Source organism: Paenibacillus paeoniae (assembly GCF_003388735.1).
Taxonomy (GTDB): domain Bacteria; phylum Bacillota; class Bacilli; order Paenibacillales; family Paenibacillaceae; genus Pristimantibacillus; species Pristimantibacillus paeoniae.
Genome location: NZ_QUBQ01000001.1, coordinates 1070634 through 1084706 on the forward strand (window position 1 = coordinate 1070634; position 14073 = coordinate 1084706).

Below are 14073 nucleotides of genomic sequence, written 5' to 3' on the forward strand. Positions count from 1 at the left end.
ACATATGGCTATAGCGCTTCGATGTATGACCATGTTACTCATGGTTCCGGAAGAGATGAACAGGCTTTTTTCAAGTTAATGGGAAAAAGAAGGCGTTCATGTCATGAATAGTCGATTGAAGGTAGCCGCAGGATATAATTTTTAGAAACTATTCAGCGAGTTAGGCGTAATAAATATCGGAAATGATTACAGGTTATGCCTTTTGAGAGAGGGGGAGGAAAATGGAGGCGGTTTATGCGGCATGTCTCATCGTCGGAATTTTGTACGCTCTCGTTAGTGTTGTATTCGGTGATTGGCTCAGCCAGGCAATGGATGGGGTGCTCGACTTTCTGTCGCTTGACGGTCCGTCAATCTTCCAGCCGATGACGCTTGTAGGCGGCATTACCATATTCGGCGGAGCCGGGCTATTGCTGGAGAGGTATAGTGGACTTGGCGTATGGATGATCGCGCTTTTCGCCGTGCTGATCGCCATCGTAGGTGCGATCGCCGTTTTCTTCTTATACGTGAAGCCGATGGAGAACAGCGAGAATTCGATTGCGTTCACAATTGCCTCGCTTGCGGGATCTCAAGGTGAAGTGATCGTTCCGATTCCGGAGAGCGGCTATGGCGAAGTATTGGTAAGGGTGGGAGCGGGCAACACCAATCAAATTGCTGCCAGCTATGATAGGAAACCAATCCCGGATGGTGCGAAAGTGGTAGTGGTCGACGTCAGAGAAGGCATATTGTATGTGTCCGAGCTGAACCTGACAATCTAATGATGGAGAGAGGAGTATGAAGAATGAATTTGGAACAATATGTAACGATTCCTATTATTATAGTCGGGGTGCTGGTTGTGCTTGGTCTGGCATTCTGGGCTCGCTACAAGACGGTAAGTCCGGACGAGGCGATGCTGGTCACGGGGTCTTTCCTTGGGACCAAAAATGCCCTTGTTGACGAATCCGGTCGCAAAGTGAAAATTATTCGTGGCGGAGGCGCATTTATCCTTCCGATTTTCCAGAAGGCAGAGTTTCTGTCGTTGCTGTCGCATAAACTGGATGTCTCCACGCCGGAAGTGTATACGGAGCTAGGCGTTCCCGTTATGGCTGACGGCGTTGCGATCATTAAAATCGGTGGTGCGATTGAAGACGTAGCGACGGCTGCCGAGCAGTTCCTAGGCAAACCTACGGAAGCGTTGAAGAGTGAAGCCCAAGAGGTGCTTGAAGGTCACCTGCGGGCGATCTTGGGCTCCATGACGGTAGAGGAAGTATATCGCAACCGCGACAAGTTTGCGCAAGAGGTACAAGGCGTAGCAGCGAAAGACTTGAAAAAGATGGGTCTGCAGATCGTTTCCTTCACGATTAAGGATCTGCGCGATAAGCATGGTTACCTCGATGCACTCGGTAAGCCGCGTATCGCAGCGGTTAAGCGTGACGCGGAGATCGCAGAAGCGGAAGCAGTGAGGGATGCTCGTATTCAGAAGGCGCTTGCATCCGAAGCCGGTCAGAAGGCGGAGCTGCTGCGTGACACGAACATCGCGGAAGCGGAGAAGGAAAAGGAAATGAAGGTTGCTTCCTTTAAGCGCGATCAGGATACGGCGAAAGCGGAAGCGGATCAGGCGTATTCGATTCAGGAAGCGCGCGCGAAGCAAAGCGTGGTTGAAGAGCAAATGAAGGTCGAGCTTGTCCGTAAGGAAAAAGAGATCGATCTGGAAGGCAAGGAAATTCTGCGTCGCGAGAAGCAATACGATGCGGAAGTGAAGAAGAAGGCGGACGCCGACCGTTACGCAGTCGAACAAGCGGCGGAAGCGAACAAAGCGAGGCAATTGCGTGAAGCGGATGCGTTGCAGTACCGGATCGAAGCGGAAGCGAAAGCGCAAGCGGCGCAGAAGCGTCTGGACGGTCTGGCAGAAGCGGAAGCTGAACGTGCCAAAGGTACGGCAGAAGCCGATGTTATCCGTCTGCGCGGTCTGGCAGAAGCGGAAGCGAAGGAAAAGCTGGCCGATGCGTTCGCGAAGTTCGGCGAGGCGGCGGTTCTCGATATTATCGTCAAGATGCTTCCAGAGCTGGCGGGCAAAGTGGCGGAGCCAATCAGCTCCATCGACAAGCTGACCGTCGTAGATACAGGCAATGGCGAAGGTGCGGCACGACTGAGCAACTATGTGACGTCGCTGATGTCGACAGCGCCAGAGATGCTGAAGAGCGTATCCGGCATCGACTTGAATCAGTTGATCCAGGGGTTGACTTCGAAAGCAATCGCTCCGGCAGCGCCAAAATCGGCGCTCACGTTCAATGCTCCGGCGGCAACAGGAAGTCCTGTGGCTCCAATCAAGCCGCTTGATCCGACTGACCCTCAATAATAGATATACATGCAAAAGGCCGAGACAGGGGAGTGAACTTCCCTGTCTCGGCCTTTTTTTGCTCTCTATAGCTCAATGGAACTGACACCTGACAATGCTTAGAGTCGCTGCAGTCAATCGCTTGAGCTATGGCATCGGCGGTAGTCGGTCGGCGAGATGCCTTCCTGATTTTTGAACGTGCGGATGAAGGTGTTGCGGTTGTTGAAGCCTACCTGCTCCCATATCTCATGGATGGGAGCGGACGAGGAGGTAAGCAGCTCCTTGGCTCTGTCTATACGCAGCTGCTGCAAGTATTTGTGGAAGGTCGTGCCCAGCTCCTTTTTAAGCAGTCGCGACATATACTTGGGTGTTGTATTGTATTTGTCCGCCAGAATGTCCAGCGTAATCTCCTCGGCATAATGGTTGTCCAGATAGGCGCGGAACAGCTTGATATTAAAGGTGTCCGAAGGAGGCGATTCGCATAGCTCAAGCACCCGATCGAAAAATCGGTACAAATGCTCCGTCATCTCCCCAGTAGACCCGACATCCGCAGAGAGCAGGAATTGCGTCATATCAAGCTCATCCTCATGCTCCTCGGCGATATTTTTGCTTTTTAATGTTTGGATGCCGATCAAATACAAGTGAACGAAGAGCTGCTTTATGTTGGTTCCGGTCATATAGCGATCCGTATTGGCGACAATGACGCTATCCAACTGCCCCCTGAATTCTTCGCGTTTGCCTGCCGCAAGCAGGTTGGCCAATATCTTCTCATCCGTCCGGCTAAGGGCATAGCGCGGCTCCTGGGATTCATACTCCGAATACTGCACGATTCGTTTGGAATCGAATGGAGACACCTGCCACAACGCCTTCATGGCCTCCACATAAGAAGATTGCATACCGGTGTAATGCCCATGCACCAGCCCCATGCCAATATGAATGCGCAGCTCGGCTTCATCCTGACGAAACAGGCTGTCGATTTGCTCGAAGTAAGCCGTATAGGCTTCACATTCATCCTCCGATGCCGGGTTGATCAGCACGGCGAACATATGGGCATCCAGCTCCAGGATGTAGACGGGATGCTCTTGCGGCAATAACGCGTTCAGAATGCGGAAGATCGTGTCGGTCGCTTCATTCTGGAACTTCTCCGAATACAGATCATAAAACGGCTTGCGGAAATTGAATTGAATCAGACTGACCTGAAAATACGAGTTCGGGAATCGGAAGTCCAGCTTGTTCAAATACGAATCGATCACGTCATGATCGTACGGGAAGTTGGACTGCAGCACCTTGGCCAAAAAATGTTTCGTAGCGATAGGCAGCGAGTACGACAAGGTCCGATTCAGATCGTCTACGTCTGTCAAGATACGCTTAATTTCCGTGTTCAGGAACTCCAGCTCGTTGAATGGCGAATGCGATTTTTCCTTTTTTGGACCGGGTCCTTGCAAGGTTTGGACCAAGGAACGGATAGGCGAATAGAACCGTCGGCTGAATAAGATCGAGAGCAGCAGCGAGACAAGGAACAGAATGCCGGTAATCGTGAGATTCCAACTTTTCATCTTAGTCAGGGCGGAGGTAAGGTCGGTATGGGGAACCGCCACCACCATCGTCACATCCCGGAAAAAGAAGTTGGTCGAATATTTGATAATATGCATGTTCTCGCCCTTATGCACCGAGTCAAACTTCGTCTCCGGATTCAGCAGCAGCTCATTCATAAAAGATTGCATCGACACATCGATTATGCGAGTCGATGCCAATAAGTTTCCTTCTGTATCAGCGACCATAATCAGGCTGTTCGGTGTCTGCATGTAGCTTTGCAGCAAATTGCGGACTGCTTCTGCTTTCATATTAATGACGTACAAATTGTTGGAGTAATGGCCGCCCACCGTTGATTGTACGACCGAGATCGTCGATTCGCCGCGATTGCTATAGCTGCCCGAGACGACAGAAGGAGGCAGGATCGTAAACAAATGATGATTCGATTTGTAATCTTGCCAGAAGGTCAGCGGATATTGCTCCATCTTGTACGCGCTTTCATAGAATGATTCCGGTTCATAGGTGCCATTATCACTAATAATGATGGATTCATCTCGTTTATAAATATAGGCGTTGTCAATGTAGTTGCTGCTTGCCTTTATGCGCGAGAGGGAGCGTACGGCTTGTGAGTAATCCGCATATTTGCCGATATCATCTTCCGCATATTGAGTCGTGATGACCTTCAGAATGTTCGGATCAAGCGCCAGCAGGAAATTCGATTGATAAATGCCGTCGAATAGATTGTTCATGGTAGACGACAGGTTGGATAAGGAGCGGTCATAGTTCGATCTGAGCTGCGATTCCATATAGTTCATGGAGATGCTTGTACTCAGGAACAACGCGATTTGAATAAAGGCGGACAGTGATACAAATAAAATGATTAGCCGGTAGAAAATACTCCGGAAGCCGAGCCGTGACCATCTGTGACGGATATTTCGCATGTTCTCACCTCGTCGACATTCTGTATTCGTTGCTGATTGGATGGAACAGGTCGATCCGATAGACAAGTTTGATTCAAATTATAGGTAACCTCCAGTGCAAAAGCAATGTGCGTTCATGCGAAATCTGCAACAAAGTAGAATTGTGGGACATGGAGAAATATGCAACATGTACCTCTGGCTTGTCCGCATGAGAAGTGGTGCGAATGCTGTGACAAGGGAGAAAAGAGTGACAACAGGCTGCTCTCGTCCGCAATTAGGCAAAGGCGAAAAGCGTGACTGGCTGGCGAACTTGGCTATTACGGGCGAACCATGCGATATGGTTTGATGGATTCACGGACCTGACGGCCGAAATAACCGCACATGAAGGGGAGTAACGACATGAACAACGCCGCCGCATCGCCGCCGCGATCGAATGATCCCGTACCGTACGTTAAGCGTGCCAGGCGCTCATACTGGAAACGGAATTATTACTATTATGTATTGCTGGCATTGCCGCTGCTTTATTTTGCAGTCTTCCGGTATGGACCAATATTCGGCAATATTCTAGCCTTCCGGAAGTATATGCCGGGCGGACCGTCCTACGGCACGGAGTGGGTAGGCTTACGCTATTTCCGAATGTTCATGGAAGATCCAAACTTCTGGCTGGCATTCAAAAATACGATTTTGCTCAGCGTGATGAATCTTGGCATCAGCTTCCCGCTGCCGATCATTTTTGCACTTCTTATTAATGAGATCATGGGGGCGCGGCTGAAACGATTTATTCAGATCATCTCGTATTTCCCGAACTTCATTTCCATTGTTGTCGTGGTTGGGCTGATCAAGGAGCTGCTGTCGCCAACGAACGGCATCGTGAACAAAGTGCTGGGGTCGCTTGGCATCGATCCGATCTTCTTTGTGAATCAGCCGGAATGGTTCCGTTTCATCTATATCAGCTCAGATATCTGGCAGTACATGGGATGGAATGCCGTTATCTTCGTAGCCGCGTTGGCCTCGGTCGATACGCAATTATACGAAGCGTCGGAGTTGGACGGAGCGGGACGCTGGAAGCAGACGATCCATGTGACGATTCCGCAAATTCTTCCTACCATTTCGGTTGTATTCATTATTTCGCTCGGTTCGCTGCTCTCGCTCGGCTTTGAGAAGGTATTGCTTCTCTACACGGCAAGCAACTCCGCAACGAGCGATATTATCGATACCTTCGTATTCCGTATGGGGCTTGAGAACAACAATTACAGCTACGCGACAGCAGCAGGCCTGTTCGGCGGATTAATCGGCTTCGGGCTTGTCTCAGGGGCCAATTATATCTCGCGCAAACTGTCGGGCGTATCGCTTTATTAAGGAGGGATCGTATGTTATACCGGAAAACCAAAGGCTATCGCGTATTTATGATCTTCAACTTTTGTTTATTGAGCTTGGTTATGCTCGCTATCGCATTTCCGTTTATCCATCTCATTTCCATATCATTCAGTGAATCGGCGGCGATTTTGGGCGGGAGGGTTGTCGTCTGGCCGATCGGATTCAATATTGACGCTTACCTGAGAATCTTCGATCACCCGACCATCTTGCAGGGGTTCAAAAATTCCATCTTCCAAACGCTGCTCGGCACATCAATTGGACTGTTCATGACGATCATATGCGCATATCCGCTGTCCAAAACGTTCCTGAAGGGACGCAAGGCTTTTGTCCTGATCGTCATGTTCACGATGTTTTTCAGCGGGGGCCTGATTCCGACATATCTCGTGGTGAAGAGCGTTGGCTTAATTGATACGATTTGGGCTGTTGTTATCCCGTTCTGTATAACGCCTTATTACTTGCTGCTCATGATGACTTTTTTCCAGGGCATCCCGGAGAGCCTGGAGGAGGCGGCCATGGTCGACGGGCTGAATCCGATGCAAATATTGTTTAAAATCGTCATTCCGTTATCCAAGCCCGTCATTGCGGCGATTACGATGTTCTTGATCGTGTATTATTGGAACAACTGGTTCAACTCTATGATCTATTTGAATTCAAGCGATATGCATCCCGTTATGATGATCGTGCGAAATATTGTCGCCGGGGCCGATCTGGCCTCCATGGGGTCGGGCATTGGGCAAAATGATTTGACAACGCTCTCCTCCGCTTCGCTGAAGGCGGCTGTTATTATGGTCACGACGATTCCCGTTGTATGCGTATTTCCCTTTGCGCAAAAGCATTTTGCCAAGGGGGTGATGCTCGGCGCGGTCAAGGGCTAATTCATCTCATATCTCGCTTGTGCTACTACAAAAAAGGGAGGATTCACCAATGAATACGAAATTTCGCAAAGGGGTCATGACGACGCTGGCAGCCTTGCTTGTGGCGCTGCCAATCAGCGCTTGCTCTCAATCATCCAAGGGGCCGAGTTCCGATCCCGCTGGTCCAACTGGACTGTCCATGATGTACAGCGATTCTTCCGCTTATCCGTTCAATAAGGAATGGGCGCTCTTCAAGCAATTGCAGGCCAAAGGCAATGTGCAGATCGATGTGCAAGCCGTTCCTTCGCCTGATTATAAGAACAAGCTCAAGATCGTTCTGAGCTCGGGCACCATTCCCGATCTGGTGACAGAAGTTACGCAAGAGATCGTATTGGAATTTGCTCAGAATGGAGTACTGCTTCCTCTTAGCGACTATATGGATAAGCTTCCGAATCTTGAGAAAAAAATCAAAGAGTACGAGATCGAGGCTGAGCTCGACAATTGGCGTACGAAGGACGGCAAGCTGTATGTGGCTCCGGTCATGAACGAGGCGGCTCTCTATAATACAGCACCGGTCATTCGAATGGACTTGCTGAAGAAGTATGACCTTAGCGTACCCGAGACCATGGATGAGTTGTACAACGTGCTGAAAGTGCTGAAGGAAAAGGACCCTTCCTCGTTCCCGATGGCGAACCTTGTCCGCGCGGAGAATATTCGCAACTTGTCTGGCGCGGCATGGGGCATCGACCCATCGTATAACGGCTTTGTCTACGACGAACAGCAGCAATCGTACACGTACCTTTATACAAGCGATAACTACAGGCAATATGTGACGTTCCTGAACAAGCTGGTATCCGAGAAGCTGGCTGATCCGGAGCTGTTTACTTCCAGTCTCGATTCATGGAAGCAGAAAATGGTGACCGGTAAGAGCGTATTCACTTATACGTGGATCAGCGAGCTCGCTCAGTTGAACGCGGATGGCAAGAAGAACGTAAGTCCGGATTTTGATCTTGCTCCGATTCCGCCGATTGCAGGCCCTGGCGGCAAGCTGGCTGCCAGCACGCAGCGCATTCCGCACGGCATCGTCATTCCGGCTTCGGCAGCCAATAAGCCATATTTTGAAGATTTGCTGGCATTTGTGAACTACTTGTACAGCGACGAAGGCAATACAATCGTAACATGGGGCGAGGAGAATGATTCCTTCACTGTAGCAGACGGCAAGAAGCAATTCACGGACAAAATTACGGGCGCTACCAGCATCCAGCGGGCGCTGTGGGATAGCGGGGCCTCCAACCAGAACTACACGATGCTGTATACCTATGATTGGTTCACCAAAGTGCTGGATAATCCGCTTGTAACATCGCTTACCGAAGAAGCGCGGACAAACCATTGGTTCCCGGCGATTGTTAAGGTGCCTAAGCTGACTTCCGACCAGAAGGAAGAAGAAAATATGATGCTTACAACGCTTAAGGACAGCTATGCGAAAGCGCATGACGGATTTGTGTTCGGTCGTCTCGGCAATGATGCCGATTGGGAGAACTATGTGAAGGATATGGAAAACAAAGGCGTGAAAAAGCTGATCGAGCTTTACAATAATTCTATGAAGTAATAGGGATGCAGGGCATGCCACGCAATGCCCTGTTCTCAACCTTACCAATATGACACCCGTAATAGGGTTCTGTGAAAGGAATGGGTGAAATGAACGAAGTGTTAAATGTTTTGGTAATCGGGGCGCATCCCGACGAGCCGGATATCTATGCAGGAGGAACGGCGGCGCTGTTCGTCTCTCTAGGTCATCGTGTCAAGTTTCTATCCCTGACGGATGGCTGCTGCGGGCATCCGACCATGGATCGTTCCGAACTGGTGGAGCGGCGCAGGGGAGAGGCGGAGCTTGCTAAGCAGCGGCTTGGACTGGTCGAGTATGAAGTGCTGGATACCCATGATGGGGAATTGCTTCCAACCATTGAGCTGCGTCAAGAGGTCATTCGCCAAATCCGCCGCTTTCAGGCTGATGTAGTCATTACATTCCATCCGGAAGGCGGCAGACATCCTGACAACCGCTATGCCGGACATATCGTAGGCGATGCTGCGGCTTTCGTTCGTGTGCCGCTCACGGTTCAGGATACGCCTATTCCGACGAAGGAACCGATCTATCTGCTTATGCCGGATTACTCCATGAAAGATCGATATTCTGCCGATCTTGTTGTAGACATCGGGGAAGCGGTTGAGCAGAAGCTGCTCGCCTGCGATGCCCACGCCACTCAGTTTTACGAGTTCAGCTCCTGGGGTCAGGATCATCCCGTACCAGAGGATTGGGAGGGTAAAAAGCAATTTTTGCTGGCAGGTTGGGCCTCGTTCTTTGACGTTAGCGATGAGATGCTGCCGGCTCTTGAGAGAGGATACGGTAAGGAGCGTGCTTCACGCGTTCGTTATGCGGAGCCATTCGAATTCGCACCGTACGCCAGCCGTCCGACGGAGGAACAGCTGCAGCAGTTATTTCCGATGGTTCGTTCCTAGTCTAGTCTCGTTGAATGGGGAGTCGTAGACAATAAGATTTTAATATGAATAGGATGGGGCAGGTGAACGTTCATGAAATTAGGCATTGATATGCATCATGGTTTTTTGCAGGAGGAGCTGCCTGTTGAAGGAGCGCTTGAGAAAGCAAAGCGGGAAGGATTTGACGGTGTCTACTACAAGCTGCCTCTTTCTGTATCACCGACACTTGATCGCTCCGAGCTAAAGGCTGCTGCTGATACGGCTAGAGAGCTGGGCTTGTACGTGGATTTCGGCATCGGACGGGTCAATCCGTTCAATACGAATGAAACGCCTGAGGCATGGACGATTGGAGGAGGCGATTATAAACGCGCCGTGGAGAGAATGCTTGAAGCGGCGGCGTTCATGGGAGCGAAGGAGCTGATTGGGGTGACGGCCGGCTGGAAAGGACAGCACTCGGGCTATCACGTCTATGACCGATTCCGGACCGATGTGACATGGGATGAACAGCTGCAGGCGACTGCACGATTTTTGAAATCGCTTGCACCCGCGCTCAGAGATACCGGAACCCGGATCAATCTGGAGACGCATGAGGAGATCACCTCCTTTGAAATCTTGCGTCTGATCGAGGAAGTTGGCGAGGATGTGCTTGGCGTAGCGTTTGATACCGCGAATGTCGTGTCGCGGGCGGAGGACCCGGTAAGCGTAGCTCGCCGGACCGCTCCATATGTGCATCAGATGCATGCCAAGGACTGCATTCTGTACTTCTCCGATACGGGATTGGTCCGGCAAGTGAAGCCGGCGGGCGAGGGCTTTATCGACTTCCGGGAGATTTTCTCGATTATCTCGGCGCATCAGCCCGACTTGCATATCCAGATCGAAGACCATAAGGGTCTCATGCATCTGGATCTGCATGTCGCAGAGTGGCGCAACAGCCATCCCGATCTGACGGTAGAGGAGACAGCCGAGCTCGTTAGACATGCATGGAGCTGCCAGCAGCGCATATTGGGTGGCGCTCTACCTGATCCCGCCATCTATGAGGGGCCATCCTATGCGGAGCAGCGTGACCAGCGGCTGGAGCAGGCAACGTCCCATTTGGGCGGCTTGCTGCAAGAGATGGGGCTTCGATCATGAGAAAAAAGCTAAAAGCTGCTTACGTCATTGGCTATGAGGGCAATGACCACGTCATATACCGAAATGGCGAAGTGGTCTACGAAGGCGACACCATTCTGTATACGGGTAAGCAATACCCGGGAACGGTTGATGAAGAGTTGGATATGGGGCTGGCGATTATCAGCCCCGGCTTCATCGATCTGGATGCGCTGGTGGATATCGATCACGGCATTCTTGATGTCGCGGTGCCAAGAACACCGGGAGACCGGTATCGGCGCAATCCGGATACCTTCCGCAGGTCCGAACTGTTCAGCCGGGAGGAGCTGCGCACCAAGCATCGATTATCCTACGCCCAGCTTATTATGAATGGTATTACGACCGGCATGCCGATTGCCGGAGACGGGTTCCGGGCGTGGGCGGAGACGTATGAGGAGATGGCTGACGGGGCAGAGATCGCCGCCGAGCTCGGCATGCGCATGTATCTGGGACCGAGCTACCGGATGTCGCCCTCCCCTCATGCTCCTGTCGATTCGCTGCGGGGGCCGGCCAGTGTTCGGGATGCCTTCCGGTACGCAGAGGATTACGACGGTTCATTCGACGGACTAATCCGAGCATTCCTATCTCCTTGTCAGCTGCTGAACCTGACGGAGGATGTCGTGAAAGAGACAAAAGCCTTCAGCGACAGCAAAGGGATTCCGATTCGTCTGCACTGTGCGGAATCGCCTCAAGAAGCGGAGTATTTGATGGAGCGGCACGGACGCACGCCGATTGAATATTTGGCCCATCTGGAATTTCTGGGCGCAAGAACGCTGATTCCGCATGCTATTCTTACCGGATCGATGCTGAGAAGCGGCAAGCCTAAGCAAGATGAGATGTCACTGCTCGTGAATTCCGCCACATCGGTGGTTCATACCCCGATCGCAGAATCGCATGGCGGCCAGGCGCTCTATTCGTTCAGCCATTATCTTGCGGCTGGCGTCAATATGACAATGGGGACGGACACTCATCCGGCGGATATGATCCAGAATCTTAACTTTGCTTGGAATCTGACGCGAATTATCGAACGCGGTGAGCTGTTCAATCCGTATGGCGGGCCAATCGAGGCGGCTGCGCGCAAGACAACGGAAGCGGATCTGTTTCGCGCTGCAACGACAAACGGAGCGAAGGCGCTTGGACGCGACGATCTGGGCAAGCTGGCGCCGGGAGCTAAAGCCGACATCATCGTCGTCGAGCTTGATTCGCTGCGCGTCACGCCGATCGAGGACCCGATCCGTACACTCATTATGAACACGACCGGCGCGAATGTCCGCGACGTCATCATCAATGGGCGTACCGTTATGAGAAACTTTGCGCTGCCGGGCTTGGATGCAGAGGAGCTGCGGGAGAAAGCCCAGCAATGCTTCGACAAATATAAAGCCTGCTATACCGAGACTGACCAGGAGCGCCGTTCCGGTGACGTGTTGTTCCCGCCAGCATTTCCGATTATCGATTAGCATTTATGTATAGTTGAAGGAGATTGTTTTCGTGGTCTTATTTATGCCTTTTGCGGCAGCTTCCCTGTTTTTGCTTCAATCGCTTCTGCTCAAGAGGTTAGGCGGCAGAGGGCAGGATACGTTAACGGTCCATGCCGCTTATATGCTGCTTGTTGCGGCTGGCTGCCTGATTGCGTGGGCGGCCTCTGACAGCAGTCTGCGCATCAGTCCGGGATCGATTGGGACGGGTCTGTTGTACGGCATCGACTTTGCCCTGACGATGATCCTGTACGCCAAAGCGCTGTCATGCGGACCGTTATCCTATTCTTCATTCTGTTTCTCCGCGAGCATGCTCATTCCGGTAGCCGCAAGCAGCGTGCTATGGGGTGAGAAGCTCAGCTTGCCTCAAGTTATCGGCATCGCTTTTTTCCTCTTGTCCTTCTATTTCATTCTCGTCGTGGATGCAGGAAGGAAAGGGGAGTCGGCACGTCCAGAGAAACGCTGGTACGGCTATGCTCTCGGCGCATTTGTATTGAATGGGCTGCTGTCCGTATTCGGTAAGCTTCAGCAAATCGCAGTTGGCGGAGAGACGGCGGCTTTTCTCGGTATCGGATTCCTGACGGCTTCTGCTGTGGCCTTGCTGGCATCGCTTGTTCTTTCAGGTCGGGGAGCGAGAACGAACAGAGCCGGGGAGAGGGCAAGACCAGCGGCTGCTTTGCAGCTGACGCCATCAAGCGGCTTCCCGTGGCTAATCATCGTTGCCCTAGCGGCTACGACAGGCATCGGCAACGGTTTGGTCGTATGGCTGACGCCGAAGCTGGCTGGAGCTTTCCTTTTTCCTAGCGTTAACGGGAGTGTGATCGTCGGTCTCCTGTTCGCTTCAAGAGCAGTGTATGGAGAGCGTCTGACTGCCGCTGGCTGGACAGGCGCTATGATTGGGGTGGCTGCTGTTATTTTAGTCAGCTTATAAAGATAGAAGGAGTGTCGAGATGATTCAATTAGGAGTGTTAGGCAGTTGGAACGGGTTTCATGTGAAGGAATATGCGGCTATGCTGTCCGGGAAGGGCGAGGCGCAGCTTGTATGTATCAGCGACGATAATCAAGAGCTGGCCGCTGCGTCTGCAGAGGGATTGAATCTTGCAGTCAAGTCGCATGAGGAGCTGCTTGCCGATCCCGCGATTGCAGGTGTAATCGTGACGGCTGCTCCTGATCGTGCTGCCGCATTAATTACGGAAGCGGTGTCAGCGGGGAAGGCCGTGCTGGCTGACAAACTAATCGCAGTGAATGGCGCGGATGCGGAGCGGGTTGCGGAAGCCATACGCGCCGGGCAGGTGCCCTTTGCTCTTGATCTTCCGCTTGCTCAGAAGCCGGTCTGTCTTGCAGCGAAGCAGACGCTGGACTCCGGGCGTCTGGGGCGCCTGACAGGCGTGCGTATTCGCAATGCCCATGGCGGGCTGCTGAAGGGCATGCTGCCGCCGCATTTTATCGAAGATCCAACAGGTTTGCTTACGGACATCGGTCTGCATGGCATCTACATGGCTTGTCTGCTGCTGGGACAGCCGGAAGCGGTGACCGCTATATCTTCCGGCGCTTCGGCTTCCCGTACGCCGGAGACGGCTGTCTGCGTGCTTCAATTCAAGGATGGACTGCTCGTTACAGTAGAGATGGGATACGTATCTCCGGTGTCTCCGTTCACGCTGGAGCTCTTCGGGACAGAGGGCATGTTCACTGGGGGAGGGTATGCAGGTTCGGCTCGGGTCAAGCAGCTGAGTGACGAGGACTGGACGGATCTGCCTCTTCAGCAGGCTAATGCGCGGCCGCTTACGATGCTGGAGCAGTGGCTTCAGGATATTGAAGCTGGCGGAGACGATAAAGAGGCTTGGAATTTAAGCCAAGGTATCGTAATCGGACGCGTGCTGGAAGCGATCACGAAGTCGCTGGAGCAGAGAGGGAGCGTATCCGTGTAATCTGGATGCGGAGATCCTACAGCTCGCTTA

The 14073-nt window shown here is 52.1% G+C and carries 12 protein-coding genes; 11 read left to right on the top strand and 1 reads right to left on the bottom strand.

What is annotated here, in order from left to right; translation table 11 throughout:
• Positions 1 to 221 precede the first annotated feature (221 nt).
• Positions 222 to 755 (top strand): NfeD family membrane protein, encoded by a 534-nt coding sequence (locus tag DX130_RS04730; protein ID WP_116043244.1) that lies wholly within the window; start codon positions 222 to 224, stop codon positions 753 to 755.
• 23 nt (positions 756 to 778) lie between these two features.
• Positions 779 to 2335: a flotillin family protein gene (locus DX130_RS04735; protein WP_240644315.1), complete on the top strand. Its 1557-nt coding sequence runs from the start codon at positions 779 to 781 to the stop codon at positions 2333 to 2335.
• A gap of 113 nt (positions 2336 to 2448) precedes the next feature.
• Here DX130_RS04735 and DX130_RS04740 read toward each other — a convergent pair whose 3' ends face one another.
• The gene (locus DX130_RS04740) at positions 2449 to 4788 is read right to left on the bottom strand and encodes a helix-turn-helix domain-containing protein (RefSeq protein WP_116043245.1); all 2340 of its coding nucleotides are present in this window, start codon (positions 4786 to 4788) and stop codon (positions 2449 to 2451) included.
• 166 nt (positions 4789 to 4954) lie between these two features.
• Here DX130_RS04740 and DX130_RS26345 point away from each other — a divergent pair, with 166 nt between their 5' ends.
• The 9 genes from DX130_RS26345 (at position 4955) to DX130_RS04780 (ending at position 14043) form a co-directional block, all read left to right on the top strand.
• Complete coding sequence (locus tag DX130_RS26345; protein WP_165861161.1) at positions 4955 to 5113, top strand: hypothetical protein; 159 nt, start codon at positions 4955 to 4957, stop codon at positions 5111 to 5113.
• 53 nt (positions 5114 to 5166) lie between these two features.
• On the top strand, positions 5167 to 6126 hold the full coding sequence (locus DX130_RS04745) for an ABC transporter permease (RefSeq protein WP_116043247.1): 960 nt from the start codon (positions 5167 to 5169) through the stop codon (positions 6124 to 6126).
• A gap of 11 nt (positions 6127 to 6137) precedes the next feature.
• Positions 6138 to 7019: a carbohydrate ABC transporter permease gene (locus tag DX130_RS04750; protein WP_116043249.1), complete on the top strand. Its 882-nt coding sequence runs from the start codon at positions 6138 to 6140 to the stop codon at positions 7017 to 7019.
• A 49-nt stretch (positions 7020 to 7068) separates the two neighbouring features.
• Positions 7069 to 8607: an extracellular solute-binding protein gene (locus DX130_RS04755; RefSeq protein ID WP_116043251.1), complete on the top strand. Its 1539-nt coding sequence runs from the start codon at positions 7069 to 7071 to the stop codon at positions 8605 to 8607.
• Positions 8608 to 8696: 89 nt separating this feature from the next.
• Positions 8697 to 9515: a PIG-L deacetylase family protein gene (locus DX130_RS04760; RefSeq protein WP_116043252.1), complete on the top strand. Its 819-nt coding sequence runs from the start codon at positions 8697 to 8699 to the stop codon at positions 9513 to 9515.
• A 72-nt stretch (positions 9516 to 9587) separates the two neighbouring features.
• Positions 9588 to 10625, top strand: a complete 1038-nt coding sequence (locus DX130_RS04765; protein WP_116043254.1) for a sugar phosphate isomerase/epimerase family protein — start codon at positions 9588 to 9590, stop codon at positions 10623 to 10625.
• Positions 10622 to 12097 (top strand): chlorohydrolase family protein, encoded by a 1476-nt coding sequence (locus DX130_RS04770; RefSeq protein WP_116043256.1) that lies wholly within the window; start codon positions 10622 to 10624, stop codon positions 12095 to 12097. Before DX130_RS04765 ends, DX130_RS04770 begins: the two co-directional genes overlap by 4 nt.
• A gap of 31 nt (positions 12098 to 12128) precedes the next feature.
• Complete coding sequence (locus DX130_RS04775) at positions 12129 to 13046, top strand: EamA family transporter (RefSeq protein WP_116043257.1); 918 nt, start codon at positions 12129 to 12131, stop codon at positions 13044 to 13046.
• Between the two features lie 19 nt (positions 13047 to 13065).
• The gene (locus tag DX130_RS04780; protein ID WP_116043259.1) at positions 13066 to 14043 is read left to right on the top strand and encodes a Gfo/Idh/MocA family protein; all 978 of its coding nucleotides are present in this window, start codon (positions 13066 to 13068) and stop codon (positions 14041 to 14043) included.
• Positions 14044 to 14073 lie beyond the last annotated feature (30 nt).